The sequence below is a fragment of the Syntrophotalea sp. genome, assembly GCF_050253115.1.
GTDB classification, from domain to species: domain Bacteria; phylum Desulfobacterota; class Desulfuromonadia; order Desulfuromonadales; family Syntrophotaleaceae; genus Syntrophotalea; species Syntrophotalea acetylenica.
Genome location: NZ_JBFWJQ010000026.1, coordinates 1 through 27000, shown reverse-complemented (window position 1 = coordinate 27000; position 27000 = coordinate 1). Strand labels below are relative to the sequence as shown.

Here is a 27000-nt window from a genome sequence, read left to right as displayed (position 1 = left end):
TACTAGCAAACCGCTTGCCAACTTTTAACGATCCCCGAATCACAAACGCAACTTACCGAAATCACATACTTTTATTCAGGACAAATTAAAGCCATGGGCAGCTCTTGTCCCATCCTTCAACAAACATAAGAGTAATTTTTATGCACTGAATCACCTTTGTCGCCCGATTTTTAGGCACGCTCGGAAACAGGGCTTTGCTCCCCCGGTTTTTTAAAAGGACTGATGTCTCCAATCATTGAACATATGCCACTCCTGCTCGAAATTGGGGGTAAAAAAACCCTCGCCCAGCCGGGCTGCTATCTCCTCGGGGGAGAAAAAGCGCACGGCGTCGATTTCTACCGGATCGAACCGGATGTCCCCGTCATACCGGGCCAGATAGGTCGCAACATTTTCCGATTCAAAGGCGTTGCGAAGCCGGGAGTGGTATAAAAACCGTATGGCAACATTATCAATCCCCAACTCCTCGCGCATTTCCCTCAATGCCGCTTCGTAATACCCCTCACCCGGGTCAAGATGACCGCCGACGCTGGTATCCCAGCGCCCGGGTTGCACATCCTTGCACAAGGACCGTTTCTGAAGCAGCAACCGCCCCTGTCCATCAATAACCAGGACATGGGCGACACGATGAATCAGACCGGGGTTGCCATGGCACTCGGAGCGCAGCGCCCGCCCCACCACCCGATCCTGCTCATCCACGATATCAAACCACTCTTCCGCCGCCATCCGCACACCCTACTTTCTGTCGAAAAACGGGTTTTTGCCGGTCATGGAAAGAGGCAGCCCGTAAGCCAGAGCAGCATCCTTGCCCATCAATCCAAGCTCGAGCGCGGCCTTGCCCGCACTGTAGAGAATCCGGTTGTCGAGACGCAGGTCGGCGGCGCGGCTCACGGCGGAACCGATGGCGATGCCGAGATCACCGCTGTTGAAGGCGCAAACACCACCGGCGCGCTGCAATGCCTGACAATTTTCAAACCCGCAATAGCCGCAATGAGGAAGGCCCAGCGGCTGATTTTTACTGGCAAACATTATGATCAGGGGGGCCTGACAGACATTGCCGGCATCGCGAGCAAAAAAGGCCACCCCGTCACGCTCCGCAATAAGACGCATATGCTCCGCAAGCCTGTTCTTTTCTTCTCCGTCCAGAATCGCCGTGGTCAGCAGGTCGATGCTGCGTGCCTTAGGGGCGGTCCGCGCGGCGGCACAGATCATGCGGGCCATATGCAGCATGCCATTCTTTTCATCGTCAAAAACCAGCATCGTTTCTCCTTCTGCAGGTGTGGCAGGAATTTATGCAAACCCGTTGCGGCGGGGATCAGGCGCAGACAATGGCCGCAGGTTTGCGATCGGAGCTATCCTACACAGGAATGAACTGGTGTTAAACAGAAAATCTTCCGTGGCCAAAGTCTGGCAACTCTCAGCGATTCGCCGAGGTTATGCCGAAACGGTGCAGCATAGCGTTTACCGCCGATCGCAGGGTGCCGGAAGAAGCATCGCAGAACTCATAGGAAACGCGCAGAACAGGCCTGTCGATAACCAGAAGCCGGGCCAGGTCGACGGGGGTAGCCGACAAAACAAGATCACATGGCACCGCCGCCAGGGTTTGCCGCAGATCGTCCAGTTGCGCAGCGCTGTAGCCCATGGCGGGCACCACCGCACCGATATGGGGGTATTCCGCATAGACCCGGGCAAGACTGCCCACCGCATAAGGTCGCGGGTCGACAATTTCCCCGGCCCCGAAACGCCGTGCGGCAACGACGCCGGCTCCGAAGGCCATGCCTCCGTGGGAAATGGTGGGACCGTCCTCGACGACCAGTACCCGACAGCCGGCCAGTGCCTCGGGCGACGCCACCGAAACCTGGAGGTCGCCCTGCACCAGCGGCGTTTCGGGCACCGAGCTCTGCAGATTCCGGCGCAGGCGGTCGAGGTTTGCCTCGGGCACTTCGGAGCGCTTGCTGACAACGATCAGATGGGCGCGGCGCAGATTCACATAGCCCGGGTAATAGGACAATTCGTCGCCCGCCCTGAAAGGATCAACCAGCACGATGTCAAGATCCGGAAAGAAAAATGGCGTGTCATTGTTGCCGCCGTCCCAGATCAGGATATTGCCCGCCGGTTCGGCAGCCCGCAGCACCGCCTCGTAATCGATACCGGCCAAAAGCGGCACACCGAGGCGCAGCAGCGGCTCGTATTCTTCACGCTCCTCAAGGGTGCACTGATGGGCATCGAGATCGTCAAGGTGACGGAACGACTGCACGGCGCGATGTTCGAGGCGGCCGTAGGCCATGGGGTGACGCACAACCACCGGGCGCTGACCGGCTTCCAGCAAGTGCCGGCAGATGTAACGTGTAACCGGGCTCTTGCCGCATCCGGTACGTACCGCACACACCGATATGACGGGCAGCGAAGCTTTAAGCATGGTATGTTCGGCGCCAACCAGCCTGAAATCACATGGCGTGGCGAGAATCGGGGAGGCAATCTCCATCAACCTTTGATGGGATACGTCGCTGAAGGAGAAAACCGCCTCGTCGATGGCGAGGCGACGTACCAGTTCCCCGAAAGGTTCCTCGCCGATAATCGGGATACCGTCGGGGTAGAGGGCACCGGCCAGCACAGCAGGATACACCCGGCCCTGCTGAAACGGAATCTGGGACGCGGTGAAGGCCAGCACCTCGCAATCCTGCCGATGCCGGTAAAGGAGATTGAAATTGTGAAAATCCCGCCCCCCCGCCCCAAGGATCAATATGCGCCGACGCCTCATAAAATTTTCCGATTTCAGGAAATGTCAATCTGAGCCCTTTGCAGCCTGCCGCTGAAATCGCGGTAAACGACCTTGATTCGCGAAAAGAAATCGATAGCCCCCATCCGCCCGCCTGCCTCGGGATGGCCGGAGCCCGAATGCTTGAAGCCGCCGAAAGGCAGTTGAATTTCGGCGCCGATGGTGCTGGCATTGATATAGACCAGGCCCGTTTCCAGATCCCTTTCGGCACATGCCGCGAGGTTGACATTGCGGGTGTAAACCGACGCCGACAGGCCGAAACGGCTGCCATTGACAATGGCGACCCCCTCCTCGAAGGAGCCGCATTTCATGACAGCTACCACCGGCCCGAAAATCTCTTCCTGGGCAATGCGCATGCCTGGCAGAACTTCTGAAAAAATTGTCGGCTCGACGAAATAACCTTCGGCAAGCGCACCGTCGGAGGCCTGCTTGCCGCCGCAATGCAGACAGGCCCCTTCCTCGACCCCGATGCGTATGTAGTTGAGAACCTTGTTCACCGCGCGCCTGTTGATCAGCGGCCCGACATCGGTGCCCTTATCCAGGCCGTCGCCCAACGACAGATTGGCGCTGGCCCGCGCCAGGCGCTCAAGAAAGGCATCGTGCACCCGTTCATGAACAATGACGCGACTGGCCGCCGTGCAGCGTTGCCCGGTGGTACCGAAAGCTCCCCACAGCACCCCCTCCAGGGCCAGATCGAGATCTGCGTCGTCCATGATGAGGATAGCGTTCTTGCCGCCCATCTCCATGGCGATGGGACGATGCAGTTCGGCCGCTGCACCGGCCAGCGACTCGCCAACGGCACAGGAGCCGGTAAAGGATATGCCCTGCACGTCCGGATGGGTCGCCAGCGCTTTGCCGACGGTATCTCCGGAACCGGTGATCAGGTTCAAAACGCCGTCCGGAAGGCCGGCCTGCTGCAACGCCTCCGCAAAAGTTACGGCGCACAGCGGCGTATCGGAGGAAGGCTTGAGTACCACGGTGTTGCCGCAGATCAGGGCGGCAAACACCTTCCAGGAAGGAATGGCGATAGGGAAATTCCAGGGGGTGATAAGAGCGAAAACCCCCAGAGGAACCCGGATCGACTTGCCATCCTTGTTCGGCAGTTCGCAGGGCACCGTTTCCCCTTGCAGCCGGCGCCCCTCGCCGGCCATGAAATAGGCCATATCGATGGCCTCCTGCACATCGCCCAAACCTTCCGGCAGCACCTTGCCCATTTCCCGCGTCACCAGTTCCCCGAGCTCGTGCTTGCGCCGGCTGAGAATTTCCGCCGCCTTGAACAGAATCTCCGCCCGTCGCGGTGCCGGCATGCTCCGCCATCGCGGGAAAGCTTCGGCAGCCGCCGCGACGGCGCGGTCGACATCCTCCTTTTCACTCAAAGGATAGCGCGCCACGATTTCCATATCATGGGCAGGGTTTACACTCTGACCGTATGCACCGTTTGCCGGCGCAACCCAATGGCCGCCGATAAGATTGCGAATTGTTGTCATGATCCTGACTCCCGCCGGAAGAGCAATGCCCGAACCGCGTCCGAGGCCTTGAAATCGAAACCTGTTGAACACTTCCAGCTTATCAGATACCCCTGCCCTTTCAAGAAAACCGCCGTGCGAGCCTGCACGCCAAAATATCTTGAAAGCCGGCCACATCTGGGGCAGTATAGGTGCGATCACGCAATCGGTGACGCATCTGCATTATTCAACTTCGAGGAGTTTCCATGGCCATTATCCATCCCACCGCAATCGTTGATCCATCGGTACATCTGGCGGACGACGTTGAAATCGGCCCCCATGTTTTCATCGATGCGGATGTCGCCATCGGCGCGGGCAGCCGTCTCATGCACGGCGCCCACATCGGCCGCTGGACAACCCTGGGCAAGGGCAACCAGGTCTTCCCGGGTGCCGTCATCGGGCAGTCCCCCCAGGATATCGGCTATCATGGCGAAGAAGCGTACACGGTCATCGGAGACAACAACATTTTTCGGGAAGGGGTTACCGTGCACCGCGGTAATCGGGAGAACACCTCGACCATCATCGGCAACAACAACTATTTCATGGTCAACAGCCATGTCGCCCACAACTGCCGCATCGGCGACCACGTCATCATTGTCAACGGCGCGCTACTCGCCGGGCATGTCGAGGTCGGCCATCGCGCCATCATCTCCGGCAACTGCCAGGTGCATCAGTTTGTGCGCATCGGCGATTATGCCATGATGCGGGGCGGCTCCGGCGCCACCAAGGATGTCCCGCCCTTCTGCATTAACGACGAAATGAGCTGGATCCGGGCCGTCAACCTCATCGGCCTGCGCCGCAACGGCTTCGACACCGACCGCATCCTGGCCGTCAAAAGGGCCTTCAAAAAGATCTTCCGCTCCGGCATGCGCCTGGAAGATGCCGTCAACGAACTGGACACCGCCCCGGCCACAACGCCCGACGTACGCATGCTGATCGATTTTATCCGCGCCTCCAAGCGCGGTATCGGCAGCGGCCATGGCAAGATCCGGGAGTGAAACGCCAGCAGCGCATGAGACCGTGAAAACCAGAAAGGGGAAACGAAGTCAGCCGCTTCGTCACCCTCCGCACGCAACCCTCATGGTCAAAAATTCCAATGATATGTGACAAGCATTGACGATCGAAAAAAGGGGTCCGCGAAAAAAATCGCAGACCCCTTTGTTTGTGAATTGGTGGGCGTTCACAGGATCGAACTGTGGACCCCTGCCGTGTGAAGGCAGTGCTCTCCCGCTGAGCTAAACGCCCGATGTGCTTGAACTTATATCAAGCGCCTGTGATCAAGTCAACAAAATATTTCGGTTGCCGAAGGGTTGCGACGCGGTCTTCACGAACAAAGCCAACCAGCTCTTGCGCTTTTCAGGGAATCGGCTGGAAACGGGCTGTCACCGCCGGGGATAGCCTTCAGCACGAAGATGGCGTCAGTTTGTCCAGCACCGCTTTTGGCAGGCCATGAGGCTTGCGATCAGCTCCGACCACCAGATGCCGGGTGCGCCCTTCGACAAGCAGTCTGTTTTCCTGGTTGCGAATTTTGTAGCTGAACTCCAGCATGCGGCTGCGCGCTTTTTCCAGGGTTGTCTCGACGGTGATCCGGTCTTCAAAAAAAGCCGGTGCGCGATAGGATACTTCCACGCCTGTCACCATGACGAAAAAACCGTCCCGCTCCATGTCGCTGTAGGCCAGACCACGCTGGCGCAGAAAGTCGGAGCGCGCTTCCTCGAACCACACCAGGTAGCTGGCATGGTGCACGACGCCCTGAGCATCGGTTTCGGCGTAGCGCGCGATGAGATTGGTGCTGGTAATCATGTCGCAAGCTCCCGGTTTTATTCCTTGTAACGTTCGGACAAATCGACAAGTCCCTGAAAATCAATGATTTCGATGGTCCGGCCCCGCACCCGGAGCAGGTTGTCGTCGGACATTTTCCGCAGGGTGCGTGACAGCGTCTCGCCGGCGGTATTCAGGTTGGCGGCCAGTTGCGTTTTGGAAACAGGCAGATGCACGTGCCGCTTTTGCATATCCGACAAATCGAGCAGATAACGCGCCAGCCGGGACGGAACATCCCTGAATGTCAGGGACTCGACATGATCCATCATTTCCCGCAGAATCCGCGAGATTCCTCCGATCATGTTTATGGCAAGCTGCGCATTGTGGTGCAGCAAATCCAGAATGGCCTGTTTGGGAAAAAACAAGAGCACTGAGGGCTCAAGGGCCTGAGCACACGCCGGGAAAAGTCCGATATCGAAAATGGCCGCTTCGGCAACGGTGCGCCCCGGATGCGCGATGCGCAAAATACGTTCCTTTCCCTCCGGTGACAGCTTGAAGAGCTTGATTTTGCCCTCCACCGGAACGTAAAAACCCGTGGCCTCATCCCCTTCGGAAAAAACCATCTGCCCCTTGACGAAAACCTGCCGCCGGGCAATGCGCGTCAAATCGTCGAGATCGCGATCCGTCACGCCGGAAAACAAGGGACAGCTTTTTATGGCATCGCGATCATTCATCCTCGAACACCTCTGTATCTGGCGGTCCTGACAAAAACCGCCTGCCGAAAGGACAGGCGGTCCCATATCCCTGCCGACAGAATGGCCCTATGCACCTGATGCCCGGCTTTGAGGGTTCGTCGTCTGCCCATGGATGAAATTGCGCACGCCGGCCGCAATGCCTTCGGCATCGAGGCCATAACGGGCATGCAGCTGCGGTTGCGTTCCCTGCTCTACAAACCGGTCCGGCAGACCGATACGCAGCACCCGCGCGGCGATGCCTTCATCACCGAGCATTTCCAGCACCGCCGACCCGAACCCGCCCTGACGCACGTTTTCCTCGACGGTAACGACGACCCCGGTGCGTCTGGCTTCGGCGACCAGCAATTCCTTATCCAGGGGTTTGAGAAACCGCGGGTCGACCACCCCGACGGATAGCCCCTCGCCTGCCAGCATATCGGCGGCAAGCAGCGCCTCCCGGCAGACGGTGCCCAGGGCAAAGATCACGGCATCGTTGCCATCCCGCAGTTTTTCCCCCCGGCCCACGGCAAACGGCTCGATGGCGTCGGGCAATGGCAGGCCGAATGCCTGGCCACGGGGATAGCGGTAAGCCACCGGACCATCATGCAGGGTCGCGGTCAGCATGGCGCGTTGCAACTCGATTTCGTCTCGCGGGGCCATCACGACCATGTTGGGAATGTGCCGCAGGAAGGAAAAATCGAACACGCCATGGTGTGTCGGTCCATCCGCGCCGACCAGACCCGCCCGGTCGATGGCGAAGGTCACCGGCAACCGCTGCAGCGCCACATCATGCACCACGTTGTCGTAAGCGCGCTGCAGAAACGTCGAATACAGGGCAACCACCGGACGCATGCCCTGACAGGCAAGACCGGCGGCAAAGGTAACGGCGTGCTGTTCGGCGATGCCGACGTCAAAAAAGCGCTGCGGGAACCGCTGCGAAAATTCCTTGAGTCCGGTCCCTTCGAGCATGGCCGCGGTAATGGCAACGATGCGTTCATCCTTTTCCGCCATGGCCGTCAGGGTTTTACCGAAGACACCTGTGAAGCTCGCGGGACCGCCTTTGCCGCCACGGACCTCGCCGGTCGCCTTGTCAAACGGCCCGACCCCGTGGAACAGGCTGGGATTGCGTTCCGCGGGCTCAAAGCCCTTGCCCTTGCGGGTAACGACATGCACCAGCACCGGACCTTCCAGGTTGGCGACGTTTTCCAGGGCCGGAATCAAGGTTTCAAGGCGGTGTCCGTTGAGAGGTCCTACATAATCGAACCCGAAGGCCTCGAACAGCATGCCGGGCGTAAAGAACCCCTTGAGCGAGTCCTCTGCCTTGCGGGCGACCTTGAGCAGGTCCTTGCCGATGCGCGGAACATGGCTGAGAAAATTTTCCGCTTCCTTTTTGATGCGCACCACCAGTTCGGAGGTCATTTTACGGTTGATCAGCGATGAAAGCGCCCCGACATTCGGCGAAATCGACATTTCATTGTCGTTAAGCACCACGATCAGATTCTTTTGCTGATCCCCGGCCTGGTTGAGGGCCTCGAAGGCCATACCTCCCGTCAGGGAGCCGTCCCCGATGACAGCAACAACCTTTTCCTGGCTTCCGTGACAGTCGCGAGCCGCTGCCATACCCAGGGCCGCCGAAATGGAGGTGCTGGAATGCCCGACATCGAAGGCGTCGTAAGGGCTCTCATCGCGTTTCGGAAAGCCGCTGATCCCCCCCAGTTGCCGCAGGGTATCGAACTGTTCGAGACGTCCGGTCAACAGTTTGTGTGCGTAAGCCTGGTGCCCGACATCCCAGACAATTTTATCCGCGGGCGTGTTCAGCACCCGGTGCAGGGCAATGGTCAACTCCACCACCCCGAGAGAGCTGGCCAGGTGTCCGCCGGTTCGGGATACGGTATCGATGATCTTTTCACGAATCTCTCCCGCAAGAACTTCAAGCTGTTTCACCGAAAAGCTCTTTAACTCATCGGGAGTTCGAAGTTTTTTCAACATACTCACTCCAAAAACCTCCGTTGTCCTCAGAAGGATCGATCCACGATATAGTGAGCGATGCGCCGCAGGGGTTCCGCTTTTTCGTCAAATCCGGAAAGACTCTCCAGAGCCAGGTCCCGCAATTCGCGGGCCCTGGTCCGGGCCGCTTCGAGGCCCAGCAGTGCCGGATAGGTTGCCTTGCCGCGCTGCTGGTCGCTGCCGACATCCTTGCCGAGCAGAGCCTGATCGCCGACAATATCCAGAATGTCGTCAGCCACCTGAAAGGCAAGGCCGGCAGCCTTGGCATAGCGACCGAGTGCCTCGACCTGCAATTCGCTGGCGCCTCCGACCAATGCACCGGACTGTACCGAAGCCAGAATCAGGGCTCCGGTCTTGCGGGTGTGGATATATTCGAGGGTGGCGAGATCAATTTCCTTGCCCTCCGATTCCATATCGACCACCTGCCCTCCGACCATGCCCATGGAACCGGCGCAGCGAGCGATAAGAGAGTTCACGCGGCGCCCCGTATCAAGAGCAATCCGGCCATCCTCTCCCATGCGCGACAGCAGGATAAAAGCTTCCGTCAGCAATGCGTCCCCGGCCAGGATGGCCAGCGCCTCGCCGAAAACCTTGTGACAGGTCGGCCGGCCGCGCCGAAAATCATCGTCGTCCATGGCCGGAAGGTCATCATGGATCAGGGAATAAGTATGAATCATTTCCATGGCGCAAGCCGCGGGCATAACCGCATCCGGCGCTCCGCCGACGGCTTCGCAGGCGGCCATCATCAGAATGGGACGGATCCGCTTGCCGGCGGCGAATATAGAATAGCGCATCGCTTTATGAAGCTTTGCGGGCAGCATCTCTTCTGCCGGAAGGTAGCTGTCGAGAGCTTTATCCACCCTTGCCCGGCAGTCCTTAAGATAGGCATCCAAATCCATTTATCCTCCACTACGATTGGCAGGTAAAAAGGGTATCAAATCGTCATTCTTCAAAATTACCAATTACCATGGATCCATCAGGTTTTCTCAGCAGGGTTTCCACTTGCGTCTCGACTGCCTTGAGCAGTTCCTGGCAGCGGTTCGCGCACTTGACCCCGACTTCAAAGGAAGCCAGCGCCTCCTCCAGAGGAAGGTCCCCCGCCTCGAGTTTCTCCACCACCGCTTCGAGAGCCCTCAAGGCATCTTCAAAGGTTTTCGTTTCTTCCATACACATCCTCACAAAGATTGCTGCTGATTATCCCCATCGGAAGCAAAGCGAGTCAAGACATTTCCCGGCGGGCCGTTCGTCGGTATCGCAAAAGCCCCTCGTAACCTTTTGAACGGCGACACCTTTCGCGGTTTTCAGCGACGGGCGGGCGGAGGAAGGCGCGGCTCATGATCGGTTTTTTCCACAATGGCCGCCACCTCTCCCTCAGCCAGCCGGATCGAAACCCGGTCGCCTTTTTTCAGGGCTGTGGAACTGCGCACCACCTTCCCTGTCCTGTCGGCAAAAACAATCGCATAGCCACGATCCAGAGTAGCCAGTGGCGACAGGTCATGCAGCCGGCTGGCCGCCACGCCGAGGCGATGCGTACAGCGCTGCAGGGCCCCTTGCATGCCGCGCTGCAGGCGCAGCCGGCTCTGGTCGAGGGCAGCGCGCTGCTTGCGCACATCCTCGACCGGCGAACGCAGGCGCCGGCGCAGTCCGGCCACCCGCTCCGCCAGCAGTTGCAGTCGTCCCTGCATCTGGCCGCTCAGGCGCAGGATAAGGTGATCGACATGCCGTTCCAGGTCCTGGCGTCCCTGCACCACCAGCTCGGCTGCCGCGCTCGGCGTCGGGGCCCGCAGATCGGCAACCAGATCGGCTATGGTCACATCGACTTCATGACCGACGGCGGAAATGACGGGAATGGCGGATTCGAAAACGGCCCGCGCAACAATCTCTTCGTTAAACGCCCAAAGATCCTCGGGAGATCCCCCGCCCCGTCCGACGATAATAACATCCGCCTGTCCGTTGCGATTAAGATCGGCAATGCCCCGGGCAACCTCCTGCGCGGACCCGTCTCCTTGAACCCTTACCGGGCAAAGCAGCACCCGTAATCCGGCCCCGCGCCGGCGCAGCACATTGAGGATGTCGTGAATCGCTGCCCCGGTCGGCGAGGTAACCACGCCAATAGTGCGGGGGAAAGGCGGCAGCCTGCGTTTGCGGGCAGCGTCGAACAGCCCCTCGGCACCGAGTCGCCGTTTGAGTTTTTCAAAAGCCAGCTGCCAGCTGCCGACCCCCAGCGCCTCCATGCGCTCGACCACCAGCTGCAGTTCGCCCCGCTGCGGATACAGGGACACGCGCCCCCAGCAGACAACCTGAACACCGTTCTCGGGCATAAAATTCAACAGGCGATTCGCGGTGCGAAACATGACTCCGCGCAGTTGCGCCAGATCGTCCTTCAGTGCAAAATACAAATGGCCGGAAGATGGCGCGGAAAAGTTGGCAATCTCCCCGGTGACGACAACCTGAATGAAATTTTCCTCGACCAGATCCCTGAGCAGGGAAACGAGACGTGAAACCGAAAGGGTTCCGTCGTTGGCATGCATAAGCGGCAACCTTGATTTCGATGATTATCTGTGGGGATGTTGACTTCCCGGATGGGTTTCCTTATAAATTGCCCTGGATCACTTCCCGACAAAGGACACGGCATGATTGAACCCTATGTGGTAACCGTATCGAGCGAAAAAGGCGGCGTCGGCAAAACTACGCTTGCCACCAATCTGGCCATCTATCTCAAGGCTCTGAATGAAGAACTGCCCGTAACCCTGTTCAGCTTTGACAATCACTTTTCGGTAGACCGCATGTTCCGCATCGGGCGCGGCGCGCCGAAAGGCGACATAATGGATCTGCTGGCAGGCCGGCCGGTCGACCAGTTGCTGGAACTGGGCGAATACGGGGTTCAGTTCATTCCTTCCAGCCGCAAGCTTGAAGCTGTTGCACACCAGGTACGGGATCGCGATCTGCTGGCCCGCGCCCTGGCCGGTTCGAGCATCCGGGGAATCGTCATCATCGACACCCGGCCGACCCTTGATATATTCACCCAGAACGCCCTGTTTGCGGCCGATCGTGTCATTGTCCCGGTCAAGGACACACCGTCACTGGAAAACTGCCGCCACCTTTACGATTTTTTTGAGGAGCAGGGCCTTTCCAAACGCGCCTTGCGGCTGTTGCCGTGTCTCATCGATTCCCGCGTTCACTTCGACGGCCCGTTCAAAAACGCCTATCAGCTGCTTAAAGGATACGCCATCAATCGCGGCTACAAATGCCTTGAAGGATACATTGCCAAAAGTCCGAAAGTGGAATCCCTCAACACCAATCCCGAAGGTAAAATACACCCGGTGCTGACGCACGGCCGCGGCACCCGTGTACATGTCCAGTTTGCCCACCTGGCACGGCAGGTCTATATCTGTGCCAAAGAAGCATCCGAGCGGCGTCTGCAACAGGTCCGGCAGGACATCGAGCATCAGGAACGTAAACGGGACGCCGACTTCCTGGGGCGCCGCGCCCGAATCGCGCCGGATTGCCTGATTTGCGGAAGGCCGCTGGTTCATCACAACACCATGGAGCCGGCCGGCTATTTCTGCATCACATCCGATCACGAGATCGCGGGGTTTCTCGATGAAGAGTGTTTCTCCACGCTGGTTTTCCGCCACTGCTACAACGCCCAGAAGAAAATCAGCCCCGCGGATCCGCTGATCGATCTATTCAGAGAATCGGCACTGCGGTCGTATTTCGTTCTGAGTCACGCCGGTGATGCAAGCCTGATGTTTCACCGATTCGACGAGGAAGGGTTTGAAATATCAGGCAAATCGATTGCGCTGCGGAAACACGAATCCCGCTTTTTACCCAAAGAGCCTTCTGCCCTCTACAGCCTTGCCTGCCGTACACTCTTCGACGGGGAAACCCCGGTCCGGAAGCGTTTTGTTTTTATCCGCCGCATCAACAGCGAGTTTCCGGAAGAGATTCTGCTGAACGAGCCTTTCAACCGCCTCGATGCAGCCATGCGCCACATCGGCGCGAGGCTGCCGGTATCACCTGACTGATTCACCCACCCGGTCGGGCACCAAACAGCTGCGCCTGTCTTCGGCTGAAATTTACGCAGGCATCAATCCCGCATGCGGGGCATGGTTTCGGTTCAGCGCTGCAGCAGATGCGATACCGGAACCACCTGCAGATCCGCCTGACGTAAAAAAGCCGCCTCCCGCTTCAGGGCAGCCAGCGTTTCCGGGTAGGGATGACAAATGGCTATCGCCTGGCGCCGCGAACGGGCAATTTTCACCGTTTCACGCAGCTGGCGTGCAATCGCCTCGACATCCTGATAATTATCCAGAAAAACATCCCTGGTGGCCGCGGCGACTCCTGCCTGCCTGGCCTCTGAAAAAGCCACGGAACCGGGGCTGGTGCGACTGTCGACGAAGAACAAACCGTGATCCTTCATGACCTCGAATACGGCCCGCATCCCTTCGGGATACTGGGTAAAACGCGATCCCATGTGATTGTTGCCGCCGACGGCATGGGGCACCTTTTCAAACATCGCGGAGACCCGCTGTCTGATTTCCACCGGGTCCTGGCCGAGCAGCAAGGCCCCCGGCCCCGGATCATTGCGCGGATAGCTGTCCGGCTCCATGGGCATGTGGACCAGCACTTCCCGGCCGGCCCGGTGCGCCAGTTCCGCCGCCTGCCGCGTATGCGGTTCGTCGGGCATGACCGCCATGGTCAGGTCCAGATCCAGGGACAGCAAGGTCCGCAGCGCCTCAAGGTCCCGGCCGAGATCATCGACCACAATGGCGATTTTGGCCTTGGGTCCCGAGACTTTTTCCCGGGGAGGAACCATAACCTGCGAATCCGCCGGCGGTTGAAAATGCAAAACCACCTGGGGCTCCTTGTGCAGCGATATGGTGAGCCGTTTCCCCGGTGGAATGCTTTGTTCCAGGGAAACCGAGGGGAAATCCTGCTCCAGCACGCGACGCAGATCGTTGTACCAACTGCCTTCCGGCAGGGCGCCGGACAAACGGTAATGGAGAACCCCCTGTTCGAGAACCACATTCCGGTTGCTGAAGGCCACGCCCCCCTTCCACAGGGCACGTTCGATAAGCAATTGCAGCGCGGCATGATCTGTTTTTTCCTCCGGCACCGTAGCGCAAGGGGGCACTTCGGGCGCCGGAACTTGCGGCGGTGACGGCGCCGTGGCTACGGCCGGAGGGGCAACCTGCGGCCGGTTGCGCTGCACCAGCGTCAGGACTGCAAGGCTGGCGACCAGGAAAACCAGCAGAAACAGAGAGGCCAGCAGAACCTGAAAAGTTCGGTCCGTTTTGCGCCTTGAGGTCGGCCGTTTCCGGCGGGAAGGATTCTTGTTGGTGGCCATAATTTAAAAAAGGGGGATGTTTCATCCCCCTTCCATGCGTGAGGTGATGTTTTCAGGCTGCGGATTTGAGCCCCTTGAGCAATTCCCAGCCACGAAGCAGATCGAGCGCCCGCAACAGCTGGTAGTCTTCCGGCAGACCAGCCTCCGGCCGGCTCCCGTCCACGGTCGACGCACCGGGTGTCGATGGCGGTTCCGCCGCGGTGTTTTCTTCCATGTGATTGCTCAGGTCCTTCTCCCTCAACGTCGGGCCGTCTTCGACTTCCCGCAGTTCCATCGGCCGGACCGTGATATCGGGCGTAATACCCTTGGCCTGAATGGAGGTGCCGTTGGGGGTAAAGTAACGAGCGGTGGTCAATCTCAGGCCGGATTCGTTTTCCAGGGAAATGACGGTCTGCACCGAACCTTTACCGAAACTCTGGGTGCCGAGAACGATAGCGCGGCGATTGTCCTGCAGGGCGCCGGCGACGATTTCGGAGGCGCTGGCACTACCGCCGTTGATCAGTACCACCATGGGATAGTCCGGCTCGGTACCCTGACGGTGGGCTTCAAAGCGCAGGCGGCTGTCCTCGATTCTGCCCTCGGTGTAGACAATGAGCCCCTTGGACAGAAACAGGTCGGCGACTTCCGCGGCCTGTTCGAGAAGTCCGCCGGGATTGTTGCGCAAATCAAGGATCAGTCCCTGCAGCCCACCCTTGTTCTGCGCATGCAACTGCTTGAGCGCCGCTCTCAGGTCCCTGGCGCTGCGCTCCTGAAACTGGGCAAGACGCACATACCCGAAACCGTCATCGAGCAAACGGGATTTTACGCTCTTGACCTTGATGTTTTCCCGGGTGAGGGTTATTTCCTTCGGTTTATCGAAGGCATTGCGCATGATGGTGATGGTGATACTGCTTCCGGCCGGACCGCGCATCAGCTTGACCGCTTCCATGATGGTCAGGTCCTTGGTGAAACGGTCGGAAATCTTGACGATCATGTCCCCGGCCGCAAGACCGGCACGGTGCGCCGGCGTATCCTCGATGGGTGAAACAATGGTCAGCACGCCGTCCTTGATGGTGATTTCGATACCAAGGCCGCCGAACTCTCCGGTGGTATCGATCTGCATCTCCCGAAACATCTCGGGGGACAGATAGGAGGAGTGCGGATCGAGCACGCCCAGCATACCGTTGATGGCGCCTTCGACGAGTTTTTCCAGAGGCACTTCCTCGACGTAACTGTTTTGAATAATGGTCAGCACATCGGTAAACTGTTCCAGTTCCTTGTATGGCGTGCCGGTTTTTGCCTCGCTGCAGCTGACAAAATAGTTCGCCACCGCAAAGCCTGCCGCCAGCATCAATAGCGATAACAGGACAATCCGCTTGCCTTTCGTCATCCGGACATCTCCTTCCAGCATATTAACGTCGCGGTTTGAGCCACTGGAGAGGATCCAGAGGCGTGCCGCGTTTTCTTATTTCGAAATAGAGCGTCTTGCCGCCACCAAAACCGGACATGCCGATCTTATCCCCCGGGGCAACCGTATCTCCGGCTTTTCTGAGCAATTGGCTGGCCTGGGCGTAAAGGGTGAAATAGCCGCCGCCATGATCGAGAATGATCATGTTGCCAAAACCGTGAAAGACTTTGGCGAAGGCAACCTTACCCTCGGCAACCGCATAGATCGGAGATCCGGCGGCCTGCGCCAGTTCGATCCCCTGACTCTCATAGCGGGTGCCGAGTTCGGCATTGAAATTACTGCCGAATCGTACGGCCAGCGACCCGGGGCCGGGCCATGGCAAGGAACCTTTTTTGCGACCAAAGGGACCTGACGCGCCACTATACTCGCGCGGTTTTTCCGTTTCAAGGGTTTTAAGCAGGCTCTGAAGACGTTTGGCCTTCTGGCGCAATTGTGACAGCTCGTCCTTCAGGGCCGCACGGTTATCCCGCAGGTTCCCGAGCGCGGCCTGTCGGGTCTGACGCCCCTTGTCCAGCGTACGCCGGCTGGCGGCAAGCACGTCCAGCCGCTGACGCTGGTCCTTCCGCAGCTGTTCCAGTTCGCCAAGCGTGGCATGCAATGTGCGCCAATCATCACGGAATTGCTTGAGCAGTTGACGGTCCCGACGCACAAGACGGGCAAGATAAAAGAAATTTTCGGCGATTTTTGCCGGTGAAGCCTGCTCGAACAGGAGGTTGAAAAGGCGCATTTCGCCCCGTCGATACAAGACCCGTAGACGCCGCCGTACCTGTTGATCCTGTTTGGTAATCTGCGTTTTCAATTGACCGGCGTGCTGTTCCTTTGCCGCGATATCTTTTTCCAGGCGGGACAGTCGGCCCTGCAAGCGGCTGGAGTCGCCTTGCAATGTCGCGAGCTGATTTTCAAGCTTCCGCAACTCCTGTTCAACCGACCCCTCCTGCTGCTGGCTGCTTTTAAGTTGCCGGGAAAGGTTGTCGATGCGACCTTGTATTTCCTTGAGATTCTTCCGTTGACGCGCCAGATCCCCGGCACTGGCCGGACAGACACCACCCAGCATGATAACCAGGGAAACGGCCAGCAAACAGGCGAAACGCAAACCCCGATTCCATATCATCGTTAAATCCTGACAAATTTTCTCAGGGAAAGCAGGCTTCCGACCAGACCCAGAGCCAAACCGCCCGCGGCCAGGATGGCCTGTTGTGTCGCCGACAAAAAAAGGATTCCGTCCACTCCGGCAACCACCAGCACACCGTGGAGTCCTTCCCGCAGCATCAGAGAAAACAGGGCCCAGGCTCCGATCAGTGCCAGCAGGCCACCCGCCAGCCCCTGCAATGCACCTTCAAGAAGAAAAGGCATTTTGATAAACAGCGGGGTACCGCCAACCAGCGTCATGATTTCGATCTCCTCACGCCGGGCGTAAAGGGTCAGCTTGATGGTATTGGAGACAATGAACAGAGCGGCGAACAGCAGAAATCCTCCAAATACAAAACCTCCCACCCGCAGCAGCCCCACGAAAGCGTCAAAGCGCTCGAGCCATTCCGGTTCATAACTGATATCCTGGAGTTCGCCGATCTGCCGCAGTCTGGCCACCACCGCCTCGACCCCGGCCTTGTTGCGGCGTTTCTCGTGCAGAACGATTTCAAGAGAAGCAGGCAGAAAATCCCTTTCGACGCCTTCCAGCAGGTCGGCATCATCCCCCAACCGCTTCTGGAAACGCTTGAACGCCTCTTCCCGTGAAACGAAATGAACCTGTTGCACTTCCTCCAGGTTCTTCAGCGAAGCCTTCCAGCCCTGCAACTTGCCAGCATCAGGAACGCGATCAAAATAGGCAACGACTTGTATTTCACGGCTCCACTGCCGGGCAACCTGCTGCACGTTGATGACCACGATGCCGAAAAAAGCGATGATCATCAGCGCTACAGCGACCGTGCCGATGGCCGCACTGCACAATACAGGCGTCTGTCTGAGATTTCGCCCTACCCGTCGTATGAAATATCCGATGGTCTGCAGCAAGTTCCGATCCCTTCAGTCCAAAACAGTGCATGAATCAAGCAATGTGGAGACAGAGCCCAGACAGATCAGGGTGTGCGGTCTTCGACGAGCCGGCCCTTGTCGAGGACCACGATCCGTCGCGGAAAGCGCCGAATCATTTCCCGATCATGGGTGGCGAAAACAACCGTCGTGCCCCGTGCGTTGGCTCCCTTGAAAAGCTCCATGATATCGTTGGCAACGTCGTCATCGAGATTTCCGGTGGGCTCGTCGGCCAGCAGTATCAAAGGATCCGTAACCAGTGCCCGGGCAATGGCGGCCCGCTGCTGCTCGCCGCCGGACAGTTGCAAAGGCAGACGGTTCAGCTTTCCCTGCAACCCGACGTGTTTGAGGGCCTGATAAACCTTGTTGCTGATTTCGTAGCGCTTTTTACCCTGAACTTCGAGGGGAAAAGCGACGTTCTCAAACAAGGTCCGGGTGGATATCAATTTGAAATCCTGAAATACGATGCCGATTTTGCGCCGCAGCAGAGGAATGCGCCAGGATCTCATACGGGTTATGTTCATGCCATTGACCAGAATCTGGCCTCGACTGGGCTTTTCAGCGCCGTACAACAATTTCAGAAGAGTGGATTTTCCGGCCCCGGAGGAGCCGGTCAGATAGAGAAAATCACCCTTGGGAACCTTGAGGCTGAAATCGGTCAGGGCGCTGGCGTCTTTCTGATATGACATGCAGACATTGTAAAGCTGAATCATGAAATCTCTACCAGTCGCGATAAGGAATGCCGTTGAGTCCTGCCAGGTTGCTGCCGCTGCGTACATCGTAGACAGCGCCAGGATCCCCCGCGCCAAGATCCAGTACTTCTGGTGGTATGGTGTACCATGTTTCCGCACTTCCGGTAAAGGGGTCCTTGGGAATGCCCCGCAAGTAACGCTTTTCGACCAGTTCTTCCAGGCTCCCCGGGTATCGCCCCTGATCGGCGAAAAAGCCGTCAATAGCCTTGCGCATCTGATACAGGTTTTCCCGCAGCACCGATTCCCGTGCCTGAATCAGATTTCGCTGGTAATGGGGTACGGCAATGGCGGCCAGAATCGCCACGATCGTCATGACGATCATCAATTCGATGAGCGTAAAACCGGCACAGGGCCGTACCCGGAGCTCCGCAACGGTCTTACCAGGAACTGTAGGCGGTCCCGTCCAGCGCTGTCTGATCGCTTCGACTGTACACATCATAAACATCCTTACCGTCCCAGGAAGGTGAATCCGGCGCATCGCGATAGCCACGCATCCCCCACTCTTCCTCGGGATTGAAGGGATCGCGAGGAATCCGCCGCAGATATTTGCGGGGAAAGGCATAAAGCCCGCCCCAGTTTTTGCCCGTCACCAGTTCCTCAAGGTTGAGCGGATAGCCGGTCTGGTCGGTATCCGAAACGATGTGTTTGTCCAGAACCGCCTTGTCGAAATCTGCCTTGTACCGGTCGATGGCCGACCGCAATTCCCGCAGCGATCGCCGCAGTTCCATCTCCTGGGTACGCTTGATCGTAACTTCGGCAAGGGGCAGCACGGCCGAGGCCAGGATACCGACAATGGCGACCGTAATCACCACCTCGATCAGCGTCATCCCCGCAGGGTTGCGGGCGACGGAAAACATTCTGCGCATCATGTCATCTCGCCTCGGCAGTCATGCTCCCGGCACTGCAGGACAGAGTCTGGCCGTCGGCAGAAACCAGCTCGCACGCCTCAAGAGAGACCTCCAGCCTGCCAGCCGCCAGAACCTTGAAAGCAACCAGCGCCAGAGCCCCTTCTCCGGAGACCCCGGGGATGCCCTCAACCCTGCTCACCTGGGCCTCGATGGTGCCGGCAGGAACCCCTGCCAGCAAAGCACGGCTTTCCTCTTCCTCCTTGCCCATAAGCGGCCCGGGGTGAATGCCGGCAAACTCGGCGAGGGTTCCGGGATAGCGCAACGTCAGACGCGCGGCGACGAGATCCCGGACCTTCGACGCCACAACCTGCACCACGAAAGAGTCTCCCGCTGCCACCTCCGAAGGGCCGTAAAGAACGATCTCGACAGGTGTTTCGTCCGATCCCGAACCGGCCTCGGACGTCATTTCAGGTTCCTGCATGGCCGGCACCCCTCGAAAATCCTCGCCGCCCGGAACGTCGGCAAAGGAGGGGAAACGCAATCCCGGGGTCAGGTCATTCTCGCTGCCCGACCAGATGGTCGCCACATCCGGGGCCGGCAAATCGACCGTGCGCACGATGTGGGGCGTGATCGACAGAAGAATTTCCCGCTTGTTTTTTTCCTTGCTGCGCCCCGTGAAAATCTGCCCCAGAACCGGGATGCCGCCGATGAGCGGCAGAGTGTTGCGGGAGTCCTGCAAGTCGTCACGGATCAGCCCGCCAATGATGGTCCGCTCGCCATCCTTGAGGATCAGGGAAGACCCGGCATTGGTGGTCGATATGCGCAACGCCGACCCTCCTCCGGCGATCTCCTCTTTTTCCAGGATGCTGCTGACTTCCAGCGCCAGGGTGGTGATTACCGTGTCATCCAGCCGGATGATCGGCTGAACGTCGAGCTTGACGCCAACATCGATATACTGCACGTTGGTAGAGGTGATGTCACCGGTCGTTGTACTGATATTGGTGGTAACGATCGGCTCGCGGGTACCGATGTGTACCTTGGCTTTCTCCCGGTTTTTCACACGTATTTTGGGATTGGCCAGAATCTCGCTGTCGGTCAGGGTCTTGGCAAAATCAAAGGTGGCGGTCGGCAGGGTATAAAAAGACTCGAGCCGGCTGAAGCTGCTTGCCAGGGTGTCCGTGGAGCCGCCCGCGGTCAACACATCGCTCAGCAGCTGACTGACCAGATTGCCATCGCTGTCGACCATCGATTGCCCGAAACCGGCACTTATGGAATAGGTGCTGAGTTTAGGGCCGAGTTTCAGAACGTCGCGGTGACTGACCTCCACCAGCTCCAGATCGAAAACCACCTCCGAATCGTTGCGGTCCGCGGCTTCCAGAAGCTGCCGCGTCAGCTCTATGACCTCGGGCTTGTCGCGCATGACAATGGCGTTGAGCTCTTCATGAACATAGATCTTGCGCGTCTGCATCATGGTCCGCAACATATTGACGGCGTTCTTGGCTTCGATATTGGACAGATAGAACACCTGGATAACCCGGTCTTCGTACTGTTTTTCCTTCTCGGGATTTTTCGGGTAGACAAGAATGGTGTGGCTGTTCAGCACGCGCTTGCCGAGTCCGTTGAGCTTCAGCAACAGATCCAGGATCTGGGCAAAAGAAGCATCCTTGAGCAACAGGGATACCGGATTCGGGGGAATAGCTTCGTCAAGAATGAAATGAATGCCGGACAACTGCCCCAGCACCGCGAAAGCCTGCCGCACGTCCATCTGCGAAAACTGCAGGCTCAACGGCTCGCGGGAGGACAACTCCAGTTCATACCCGTCCATGACGAGCTGGTCCGCCATCTCGATCTGCTGCATCAGCTGCCTGGCCTCATCGTGTCCGGCGTCGAGTTTCAAGGCCTTTGACAGGCTGGCTCTCGCCTGGCTGTAACGGGCCGCCTTGATAAAGTCCCTGGCCTCGCTCACGAGCTGTTCCACCGCGATGCGCGTCTGCACTTCCTTCAGTTTCTGAGCCGCGGCCGTCAAACTGCCATCCAGCTGGACCGACTGGCGGTATTCGGCGACGGCCTGCAGCAGTTGCCCCTGCCGTGCAAATTCCTGCCCGCGATCATAGTGCCACAAGGCGGAGCGATTACGGGTATCGAGCCATTTCAGACGGTATTCATGTCTTGCCGGCTCTCTGGCCATGGCCTCGGCAAATTGTTCCAGCGCCAGATCGTATTCACCCTGTTGCAGATACCTGTCCCCGGCATCGAAGGCCCTGGATCCGGCGCACCCTGTCAAGATCGCCAGCAACAGGACAATCGTCCATAACGCCCTATTTTTCAACGATACCATCAGCAGGCACCTCCTTGTCTATGTCTTCCGGCTCGGCCGGCACCGAAAACTCCGCAGGTTGACGCGTCAGGGTTGCGGGCGCGGTTGATCGACCGATGGGCGAGAGAATCGAAATGGGCGGCTGGAGTGCCTCTATCCGGTAGCTCTCGGCTTCTTCATCGTGTTTTACAATCAGATTTTGCCCGTCGATCTGCAGCAGGGCGTAATGGTCCCCCGGACCGAAACGCTCTCCGGAGCGCACCACAAAAACCTCTCCGGACACCGACAGAAAAACGCGGTGCACCGCTGCATGCTTGAGCATGCCAAGAAACACGGGCCGGGGAGGAGGAGGCGGCGTCAGAGGGGCCAAGGCAGCGGACGCGGACGCAGAGGCCTGTGCCGGTCGACCGTTGGCCGTCGAGGACAGGCGTGGTTTGGCCGCTGCGGGAAACAGCGGTGCAAAAATGTCCCGGGCCGATGGACCGGATCGATCGGCATCCTTTTCAACCGGTGCCATTGCGGCTTCTTGCCCGGCATCGACGGGTTTGCGCGGTACCGCCGCAAAAGGCGGGCTGTCGCTCACGGTATTCTGCCGTGGCCAGTTGAGATAGGCGTAAAGCAGCGCACCCCCCAGCAGGAGCAGAAACGGCAGAAGTATTTTTAACGACCGGTTCATGGCGACCCCGTATTGAAATATGCCGACAGCCGGAGGCTCAAAATCACTTCATCCCTCTCCGGTTGGCGGGCATCGAGGCGGATCTGCTCAACCACCACAAGTTGCTCCCATTGTTCAAGTCGTTCCACAAATTCCCGGAGCGTGCGATAGGGTCCGCTCACCGAAAATTCAAGCGTATAGCGAAGAATGTCCGGCAGGTCCGTGTTTTCCGGGCGATAGGCAATGCGCTTGATGGCAAGTTCGGAATCACTGGCATACTGATAGAGTTGCTGGATAAAATCCGGGAATGTCCGGTACGCGGCTACCTGCCTGTAAAAATTGTCGCGATCCTGCAACAACGCCCCACCGGCCACTGTCGGGCCTGGCTGCTCCCTGGCAGTACGAGCGGCAGCCTGCCGCTGCGCCAGCAGCGAAACATCCCTCTCCAGCCCCGGCAGCATAATACCGTGTAACATACCGTACAGCAGACCATTGAGCAGCACCCCTCCCAGCAACAGCAGAAGCAGGCTGCGATGGCTGCGCCAGAGTTCCGTAAAAATAATTTTCAAGGCCATTTCAAAAGCCTCCACGAATGCGGAACTCGGAGCGGATGATGGTCAGACTGCGTCCCCCGGCATCCTTGATATCGGTTTTTTCCTGTCGCAGCAACAGCACCTCGCTGAAAGGTTCGTAGCTTAAAAGCTTATCCAGGTAGGCACGAAACACCCTGTCATTTTTTGCAAAAACGGTAATGCCAAGGGTCTTGTCCTTAAAGTCAGGCTGGATGGAGCGAACCTGAATGCCTTTGATCCAGGTGTTTTCGAGATGCTCCAGGATGTCCGACCAGAAAAATTCGCGCCGCTGCAGGATTTCCCTGATCCGGGAAGCTTCAGCTTGCATCGCGGCCGATTGCTCCGGTTTCACCACGACCTCCTGCGGTGCGGCGGACAGGCTACCCAGTTGCTGGACCACTTGCCGGCGACGCTGCCGGACCCCGTACATCGCACCGAAATTTACCAGCAGCAAAACCGCCATGCAGGCCACGAGCAGGATGCAGATCCGGCGCAGCACCTGCGCGTCGGGAGGATGTTGCATCGCGAGATTCACCTTCAGCTTCATTCAATCCCCCATCATCAGGCATTCCGCCGCGCCCAGATCAGCGGCCAACACCAGCGGGCTGTCCCCGTGCCCTTCCAGAACCTCTGCTTTTCGCCCGAAACACTCGTTGATGGCCTCTACAACAGACCTTTCGACGCCTCGGTCGGCATGGAGAAACAACCGGTGGCGAATCCTTCCGGAAAATTCCCGGGCATAACCGGCCACGATTCTGTGCAACTCCTGCACCTGCCGGTCAGACTCTGCACCAGTCCGACGCGAGTTGTAATACTCCAGCCTGCCAGCGCGATAGATTTGCAGGTTGACGCCGTCTTCCGTCATGACAACCAGTATGGCGTCTCCCTCGGGATCGAGACGATAACGCCAATGCCGGTAAAGGTTCAATCCATGGAAGGAAACATGGACGGAGCTGAAACCGGCGTCCTGCAGCAGTTCCTGGTAGAGACCGAGCAGGCTTTTTTCAGCCGCGATGACCAGCAGGCGGGTCGGGTTGCCCGGCTCCCGTTTCAGAACCTGATAATCGAACTGCAATCCGGAACACCCGGGCAACAGCTTTTTAAGCTGCCAGTCGATCATCGCCATCCCCTCTCCCCGCAGTCGGGGAAACCCCTCGATTTCCATGGGCAGCACGTATCCGCAACGATCCGGCAGAGACAGGGCGATCCGCTTTTCCCCGACAGCCACAGTCTGAATGGCATCGCGCAGCGCAGCCAGCAGGCCCGTTCTCTGGCCGCTGTCCAGCTCCCGGAGCCGGGCCGGCTCCAGACTGTGCTGCAAATCGACAACCCGTCCGTCAACCGGCAGTCCGCCTTTGCGCCACCGCTTCCGCAATGCCGCAATGCGGAGCTGCGTATCATGGATGTCGACGCCAACATATCTTCGCCAGGTCATGTCGGCACCTCGGCATCGGCGAAGGTCACCCTGTCGATTTCCGGAAGGCTGGTGACTCCCTGAAGAACTTTCTCAAGCGCGGCCTGACGCAGGAAAACCGTACCCATGCCGGCCGCCGCCCTGCGCAACCGCCCGGTTGGCGCACGATTGATGATCAGCTCCCGAAGCTCGTCGTTGATTTCAAGCAACTCGACAATGGCCGAACGACCGGCATAGCCAAGACCGTGGCAATGCTTGCAACCGCGGCCTTCATAAAAAGTTTGTCCGGCATGACGGGCAGGATCGAGCCCGAACCGCTCCATTTCATCCTCGGAGTAGGTAACCGGCTGTTTACAATGGACACAGAGTTTTCTGACCAGTCGCTGGGCCAGAACCATATTCAGGCTGGAAAGAAAATGATAAGGGTCCAGGCCCATATGCAGAAACCTTCCCAGTACATCGAATACATTGTTGGCATGTACCGTGGTAAATACCAGATGTCCGGTCAAAGCCGACTGAACGGCAATTTGAGCCGTCTCGGCGTCACGAATCTCTCCAACCATGATCTTGTCCGGGTCATGGCGCAGAATCGAGCGCAGCCCCCGGGCAAAAGTTAGCCCCTTTTTTTCATTTACCGGCACCTGGACAACGCCGGGGACCTGGTATTCCACGGGGTCTTCGATGGTGATGATTTTTTCCTGTTCGGTATGAATCTCCGCGAGTGCGGCATACAGGGTCGTGGTCTTGCCGCTGCCGGTAGGGCCTGTCACAAGCACCATGCCGTAAGGTGCGCGAATCTGACGACGGAAGCGGGCGATCTCTCTTGGATTGAAGCCGAGAGATTCCAGCGTCAAGCCTTTCAGGTCGACAGCAATACTGCTCTTGTCAAGAATACGGATAACCGCATCCTCGCCAAAGCTGCTGGGGAGAATGGAAACCCGGAAATCGATGGACCTGCCGCCAATGCGGGCCTTGAACCGGCCGTCCTGGGGTATCCTGCGTTCGGAAATATCCAGCTCGCTCATCACTTTGATGCGGGAAATGACAGGCCCTTGAAATCGTCTGTCGAGCGGTTCCATAGCCCTGGAAAGCACACCATCGATGCGGTATTTGATCACCACGCCATCCGGTCCGGATTCGATATGAATGTCGCTGGCCCGTTTCTGCAGGGCATCCACCAGGGTGGTATCGATCAACTTGATAACCGGACTGTGCGCCTCTTCTTGCGTCTCGCCCAGCAGCAGATCCTTATCTTCCCGCGGCCTGCCATTGGCCAGGCCCCTAAACTTTTCCAGCGTGCTTTCAAGGGCTTCGCCGGTGGTGCCGCGACTGCCTGCGGCTACGCGCTGGATCTGGCTCTTGCCGGCAATTTTGAGGGTTACGGGGCCGCCTATCTGCCATTCGAGCTGATTCAGGCGCGAGATATCCGTGGGATCAGCGGTCGCCACCACCAGATCCTCGCCGGCATACTCAAGAGGGACAACCCCGAACCGCACCACAAGGTCTTCCGGAAGACCTGCGGGAGGTGCGAAATCGGAATCCAGTGAGGACAAATCAACATAGTCCATGCCAAACTGGCGCGCCAGTGCCTGGGCAAGGATCTCGTCCTCAAAAAAGCCGAGTTCGACCCCGGTCTCACCAAAACGCAGGCCGCTGGTTTTCATCCTCTCGAGGATTATTTCGGTCTGACCCGGAGCAATCGCCCCGGTCTCAGCCAGCAATTCGCCAATTTTTAGCCAGCGATAGGCCATACGCTTGACTCCCTGCGCTCATCCAACCGTTCCGGCCAGTTGGAAAACGGGCAAATAGATCGCTATCACAATCCCGCCGATGACCAACCCGACGAAAACCAGGACCAGCGGCTCAAGAAGACTCGCAATCCTCTCCAGACGGTTGTCAATCTCCGATTCATAATAATCGGCAACCTCGTCAAACATCTGCTGTAGGTTACCGCCTCTCTCACCGGTAGCCAGCAAACGGTTGGCCACCGGTGGGAAAACCGCATGCCAGGCAAGCGCATCCCCCAGATTTTCACCTTCATTGAGGGAACCGATGACAGCCGCCAGACCCTTTTGAATAACCACATTGTTCAAAACACCCCTGGCAAGCTCAAGCGCCTCGACCAGGGGTAATCCGCTGCCGAGAATAGTCCCGGTGGTTCTGCAGAAATTCACCAGCGCACTCAATCGAAAAAAATCACCCAACCAGGGCAGGCGCAGCAGCGTCTCATCGAAAATCACTCTGCCTTTGGGCGTTCTTATGAAATGTCCAACCGCCAGAAAAAGGACCCCGGCCATCAACAGGATCAGGAACCAGCCCCGGGATAACAGTTCGGCGCTGTACAACACTATGCGGGTCAGAAGCGGCAATGCGACCTGCGCATCGGCATAAATCCGCACGAAGCTCGGCACGACGAAAAAAATCATGAAGAGGAGAACCAGCATGGTGGCGCAGGCCAGAACCAGGGGATACATTGCGGCGGACTTCAAACGGTCACGCAGGCGCAACATCCTTTTCTGATACTCAAGGTAGCGAAAAAGAGTCTGGGCGAGATCGCCGGTCTTTTCGCCAGAGGCAACGGTTGCAACGAACAGGGACGGAAAAAATTCGGGAAACAGTGAAAAAGCATGGGAAAGAGAACTGCCGCCTTCAACGGCGCTCCGAACATTTTGCAGAACTTCCTTGACGACAGGAGGATCCTTTTCCTGTTCAAGGGACTGGAGCACTTCAAGAATGGGCATTCCCGAGCGACTCAGGACAAGCATTTCCTGATTGAACAACAAAAACCTGTTCTGCGGCCAACGGTTTTGACGAAGCGGCCTGAATAACGCTAC

At 58.2% G+C, this 27000-nt stretch carries 26 protein-coding genes and 1 tRNA gene; 2 read left to right on the top strand and 25 right to left on the bottom strand.

All coding sequences use genetic code 11. The features are described 5' to 3' along the window. Window positions 1-210 precede the first annotated feature (210 nt). The 4 genes from AB7E65_RS04675 to AB7E65_RS04660 form a co-directional block, all read right to left on the bottom strand. Entirely contained in the window at window positions 211-723 is a 513-nt protein-coding gene (locus tag AB7E65_RS04675) for an NUDIX hydrolase (RefSeq protein WP_072287640.1), read from the bottom strand. Window positions 724-732: 9 nt separating this feature from the next. Beyond that, complete coding sequence (locus AB7E65_RS04670; RefSeq protein WP_072287639.1) at window positions 733-1257, bottom strand: ferredoxin domain-containing protein; 525 nt, start codon at window positions 1255-1257, stop codon at window positions 733-735. A 157-nt stretch (window positions 1258-1414) separates the two neighbouring features. Next, entirely contained in the window at window positions 1415-2758 is a 1344-nt protein-coding gene (locus AB7E65_RS04665; protein ID WP_428745362.1) for a GTPase, read from the bottom strand. 14 nt (window positions 2759-2772) lie between these two features. Next, window positions 2773-4263: an aldehyde dehydrogenase family protein gene (locus AB7E65_RS04660; protein WP_072287637.1), complete on the bottom strand. Its 1491-nt coding sequence runs from the start codon at window positions 4261-4263 to the stop codon at window positions 2773-2775. A gap of 224 nt (window positions 4264-4487) precedes the next feature. Between AB7E65_RS04660 and lpxA the strand changes: the two genes are divergently transcribed. Then, a complete protein-coding gene (gene lpxA / locus AB7E65_RS04655; RefSeq protein ID WP_072287636.1) occupies window positions 4488-5279 on the top strand; it encodes an acyl-ACP--UDP-N-acetylglucosamine O-acyltransferase in 792 nt (263 codons plus the stop codon). A 172-nt stretch (window positions 5280-5451) separates the two neighbouring features. Here the strand turns inward: lpxA and AB7E65_RS04650 are convergent. From AB7E65_RS04650 to xseA, 7 genes are all read right to left on the bottom strand, one after another. After that, a tRNA-Val gene (locus tag AB7E65_RS04650) sits at window positions 5452-5526 on the bottom strand. A 156-nt stretch (window positions 5527-5682) separates the two neighbouring features. Continuing rightward, window positions 5683-6084, bottom strand: a complete 402-nt coding sequence (locus AB7E65_RS04645; protein ID WP_072287635.1) for an acyl-CoA thioesterase — start codon at window positions 6082-6084, stop codon at window positions 5683-5685. A 17-nt stretch (window positions 6085-6101) separates the two neighbouring features. After that, window positions 6102-6776: a Crp/Fnr family transcriptional regulator gene (locus AB7E65_RS04640; protein ID WP_072287634.1), complete on the bottom strand. Its 675-nt coding sequence runs from the start codon at window positions 6774-6776 to the stop codon at window positions 6102-6104. Window positions 6777-6863: 87 nt separating this feature from the next. After that, the gene (gene dxs, locus AB7E65_RS04635) at window positions 6864-8765 is read right to left on the bottom strand and encodes a 1-deoxy-D-xylulose-5-phosphate synthase (protein WP_428745361.1); all 1902 of its coding nucleotides are present in this window, start codon (window positions 8763-8765) and stop codon (window positions 6864-6866) included. 26 nt (window positions 8766-8791) lie between these two features. Next, a complete protein-coding gene (locus AB7E65_RS04630; protein WP_428745360.1) occupies window positions 8792-9682 on the bottom strand; it encodes a polyprenyl synthetase family protein in 891 nt (296 codons plus the stop codon). A 43-nt stretch (window positions 9683-9725) separates the two neighbouring features. Further along, complete coding sequence (gene xseB / locus AB7E65_RS04625) at window positions 9726-9950, bottom strand: exodeoxyribonuclease VII small subunit (RefSeq protein ID WP_083558803.1); 225 nt, start codon at window positions 9948-9950, stop codon at window positions 9726-9728. 134 nt (window positions 9951-10084) lie between these two features. After that, window positions 10085-11314 carry an exodeoxyribonuclease VII large subunit gene (gene xseA / locus AB7E65_RS04620; protein ID WP_428745359.1) on the bottom strand — a complete coding sequence of 410 codons (1230 nt, stop codon included), beginning with the start codon at window positions 11312-11314 and terminating at the stop codon, window positions 10085-10087. A gap of 102 nt (window positions 11315-11416) precedes the next feature. Between xseA and AB7E65_RS04615 the strand changes: the two genes are divergently transcribed. Further along, the gene (locus AB7E65_RS04615) at window positions 11417-12811 is read left to right on the top strand and encodes a ParA family protein (RefSeq protein WP_428745358.1); all 1395 of its coding nucleotides are present in this window, start codon (window positions 11417-11419) and stop codon (window positions 12809-12811) included. A 92-nt stretch (window positions 12812-12903) separates the two neighbouring features. Here AB7E65_RS04615 and AB7E65_RS04610 read toward each other — a convergent pair whose 3' ends face one another. The 14 genes from AB7E65_RS04610 to AB7E65_RS04545 all read right to left on the bottom strand — a co-directional run. Further along, complete coding sequence (locus tag AB7E65_RS04610) at window positions 12904-14133, bottom strand: divergent polysaccharide deacetylase family protein (protein WP_428745357.1); 1230 nt, start codon at window positions 14131-14133, stop codon at window positions 12904-12906. 52 nt (window positions 14134-14185) lie between these two features. Continuing rightward, entirely contained in the window at window positions 14186-15502 is a 1317-nt protein-coding gene (locus tag AB7E65_RS04605; RefSeq protein ID WP_072287627.1) for a S41 family peptidase, read from the bottom strand. Between the two features lie 22 nt (window positions 15503-15524). Next, a complete protein-coding gene (locus AB7E65_RS04600) occupies window positions 15525-16691 on the bottom strand; it encodes a murein hydrolase activator EnvC family protein (protein ID WP_072287626.1) in 1167 nt (388 codons plus the stop codon). A 2-nt stretch (window positions 16692-16693) separates the two neighbouring features. Continuing rightward, window positions 16694-17590 (bottom strand): permease-like cell division protein FtsX, encoded by an 897-nt coding sequence (gene ftsX / locus AB7E65_RS04595; RefSeq protein ID WP_072287625.1) that lies wholly within the window; start codon window positions 17588-17590, stop codon window positions 16694-16696. 65 nt (window positions 17591-17655) lie between these two features. After that, window positions 17656-18321: a cell division ATP-binding protein FtsE gene (gene ftsE, locus AB7E65_RS04590; RefSeq protein WP_428745356.1), complete on the bottom strand. Its 666-nt coding sequence runs from the start codon at window positions 18319-18321 to the stop codon at window positions 17656-17658. 7 nt (window positions 18322-18328) lie between these two features. After that, complete coding sequence (locus AB7E65_RS04585) at window positions 18329-18796, bottom strand: type IV pilin protein (RefSeq protein ID WP_428745363.1); 468 nt, start codon at window positions 18794-18796, stop codon at window positions 18329-18331. Further along, the gene (locus AB7E65_RS04580; protein WP_428745355.1) at window positions 18738-19229 is read right to left on the bottom strand and encodes a type II secretion system protein; all 492 of its coding nucleotides are present in this window, start codon (window positions 19227-19229) and stop codon (window positions 18738-18740) included. The genes AB7E65_RS04585 and AB7E65_RS04580 overlap by 59 nt, the downstream gene beginning before the upstream one ends. 1 nt (window position 19230) lies before the next feature. Then, complete coding sequence (locus AB7E65_RS04575; RefSeq protein ID WP_428745354.1) at window positions 19231-21546, bottom strand: secretin N-terminal domain-containing protein; 2316 nt, start codon at window positions 21544-21546, stop codon at window positions 19231-19233. Beyond that, window positions 21527-22201, bottom strand: coding sequence for a hypothetical protein (locus AB7E65_RS04570; RefSeq protein ID WP_072287622.1), 675 nt, complete (start codon window positions 22199-22201; stop codon window positions 21527-21529). Before AB7E65_RS04570 ends, AB7E65_RS04575 begins: the two co-directional genes overlap by 20 nt. Next, window positions 22198-22755 carry a type 4a pilus biogenesis protein PilO gene (gene pilO / locus AB7E65_RS04565; protein ID WP_428745353.1) on the bottom strand — a complete coding sequence of 186 codons (558 nt, stop codon included), beginning with the start codon at window positions 22753-22755 and terminating at the stop codon, window positions 22198-22200. The genes AB7E65_RS04570 and pilO overlap by 4 nt, the downstream gene beginning before the upstream one ends. 1 nt (window position 22756) lies before the next feature. Further along, a complete protein-coding gene (locus AB7E65_RS04560) occupies window positions 22757-23299 on the bottom strand; it encodes a hypothetical protein (protein WP_072287620.1) in 543 nt (180 codons plus the stop codon). Beyond that, the gene (locus AB7E65_RS04555) at window positions 23300-24187 is read right to left on the bottom strand and encodes a hypothetical protein (RefSeq protein WP_428745352.1); all 888 of its coding nucleotides are present in this window, start codon (window positions 24185-24187) and stop codon (window positions 23300-23302) included. Further along, window positions 24184-25917: a GspE/PulE family protein gene (locus AB7E65_RS04550; protein WP_072287618.1), complete on the bottom strand. Its 1734-nt coding sequence runs from the start codon at window positions 25915-25917 to the stop codon at window positions 24184-24186. The genes AB7E65_RS04555 and AB7E65_RS04550 overlap by 4 nt, the downstream gene beginning before the upstream one ends. A gap of 18 nt (window positions 25918-25935) precedes the next feature. Continuing rightward, window positions 25936-27000 (bottom strand): type II secretion system F family protein (locus AB7E65_RS04545; RefSeq protein WP_428745351.1); only part of this gene is annotated, 1065 nt, incomplete at its 5' end.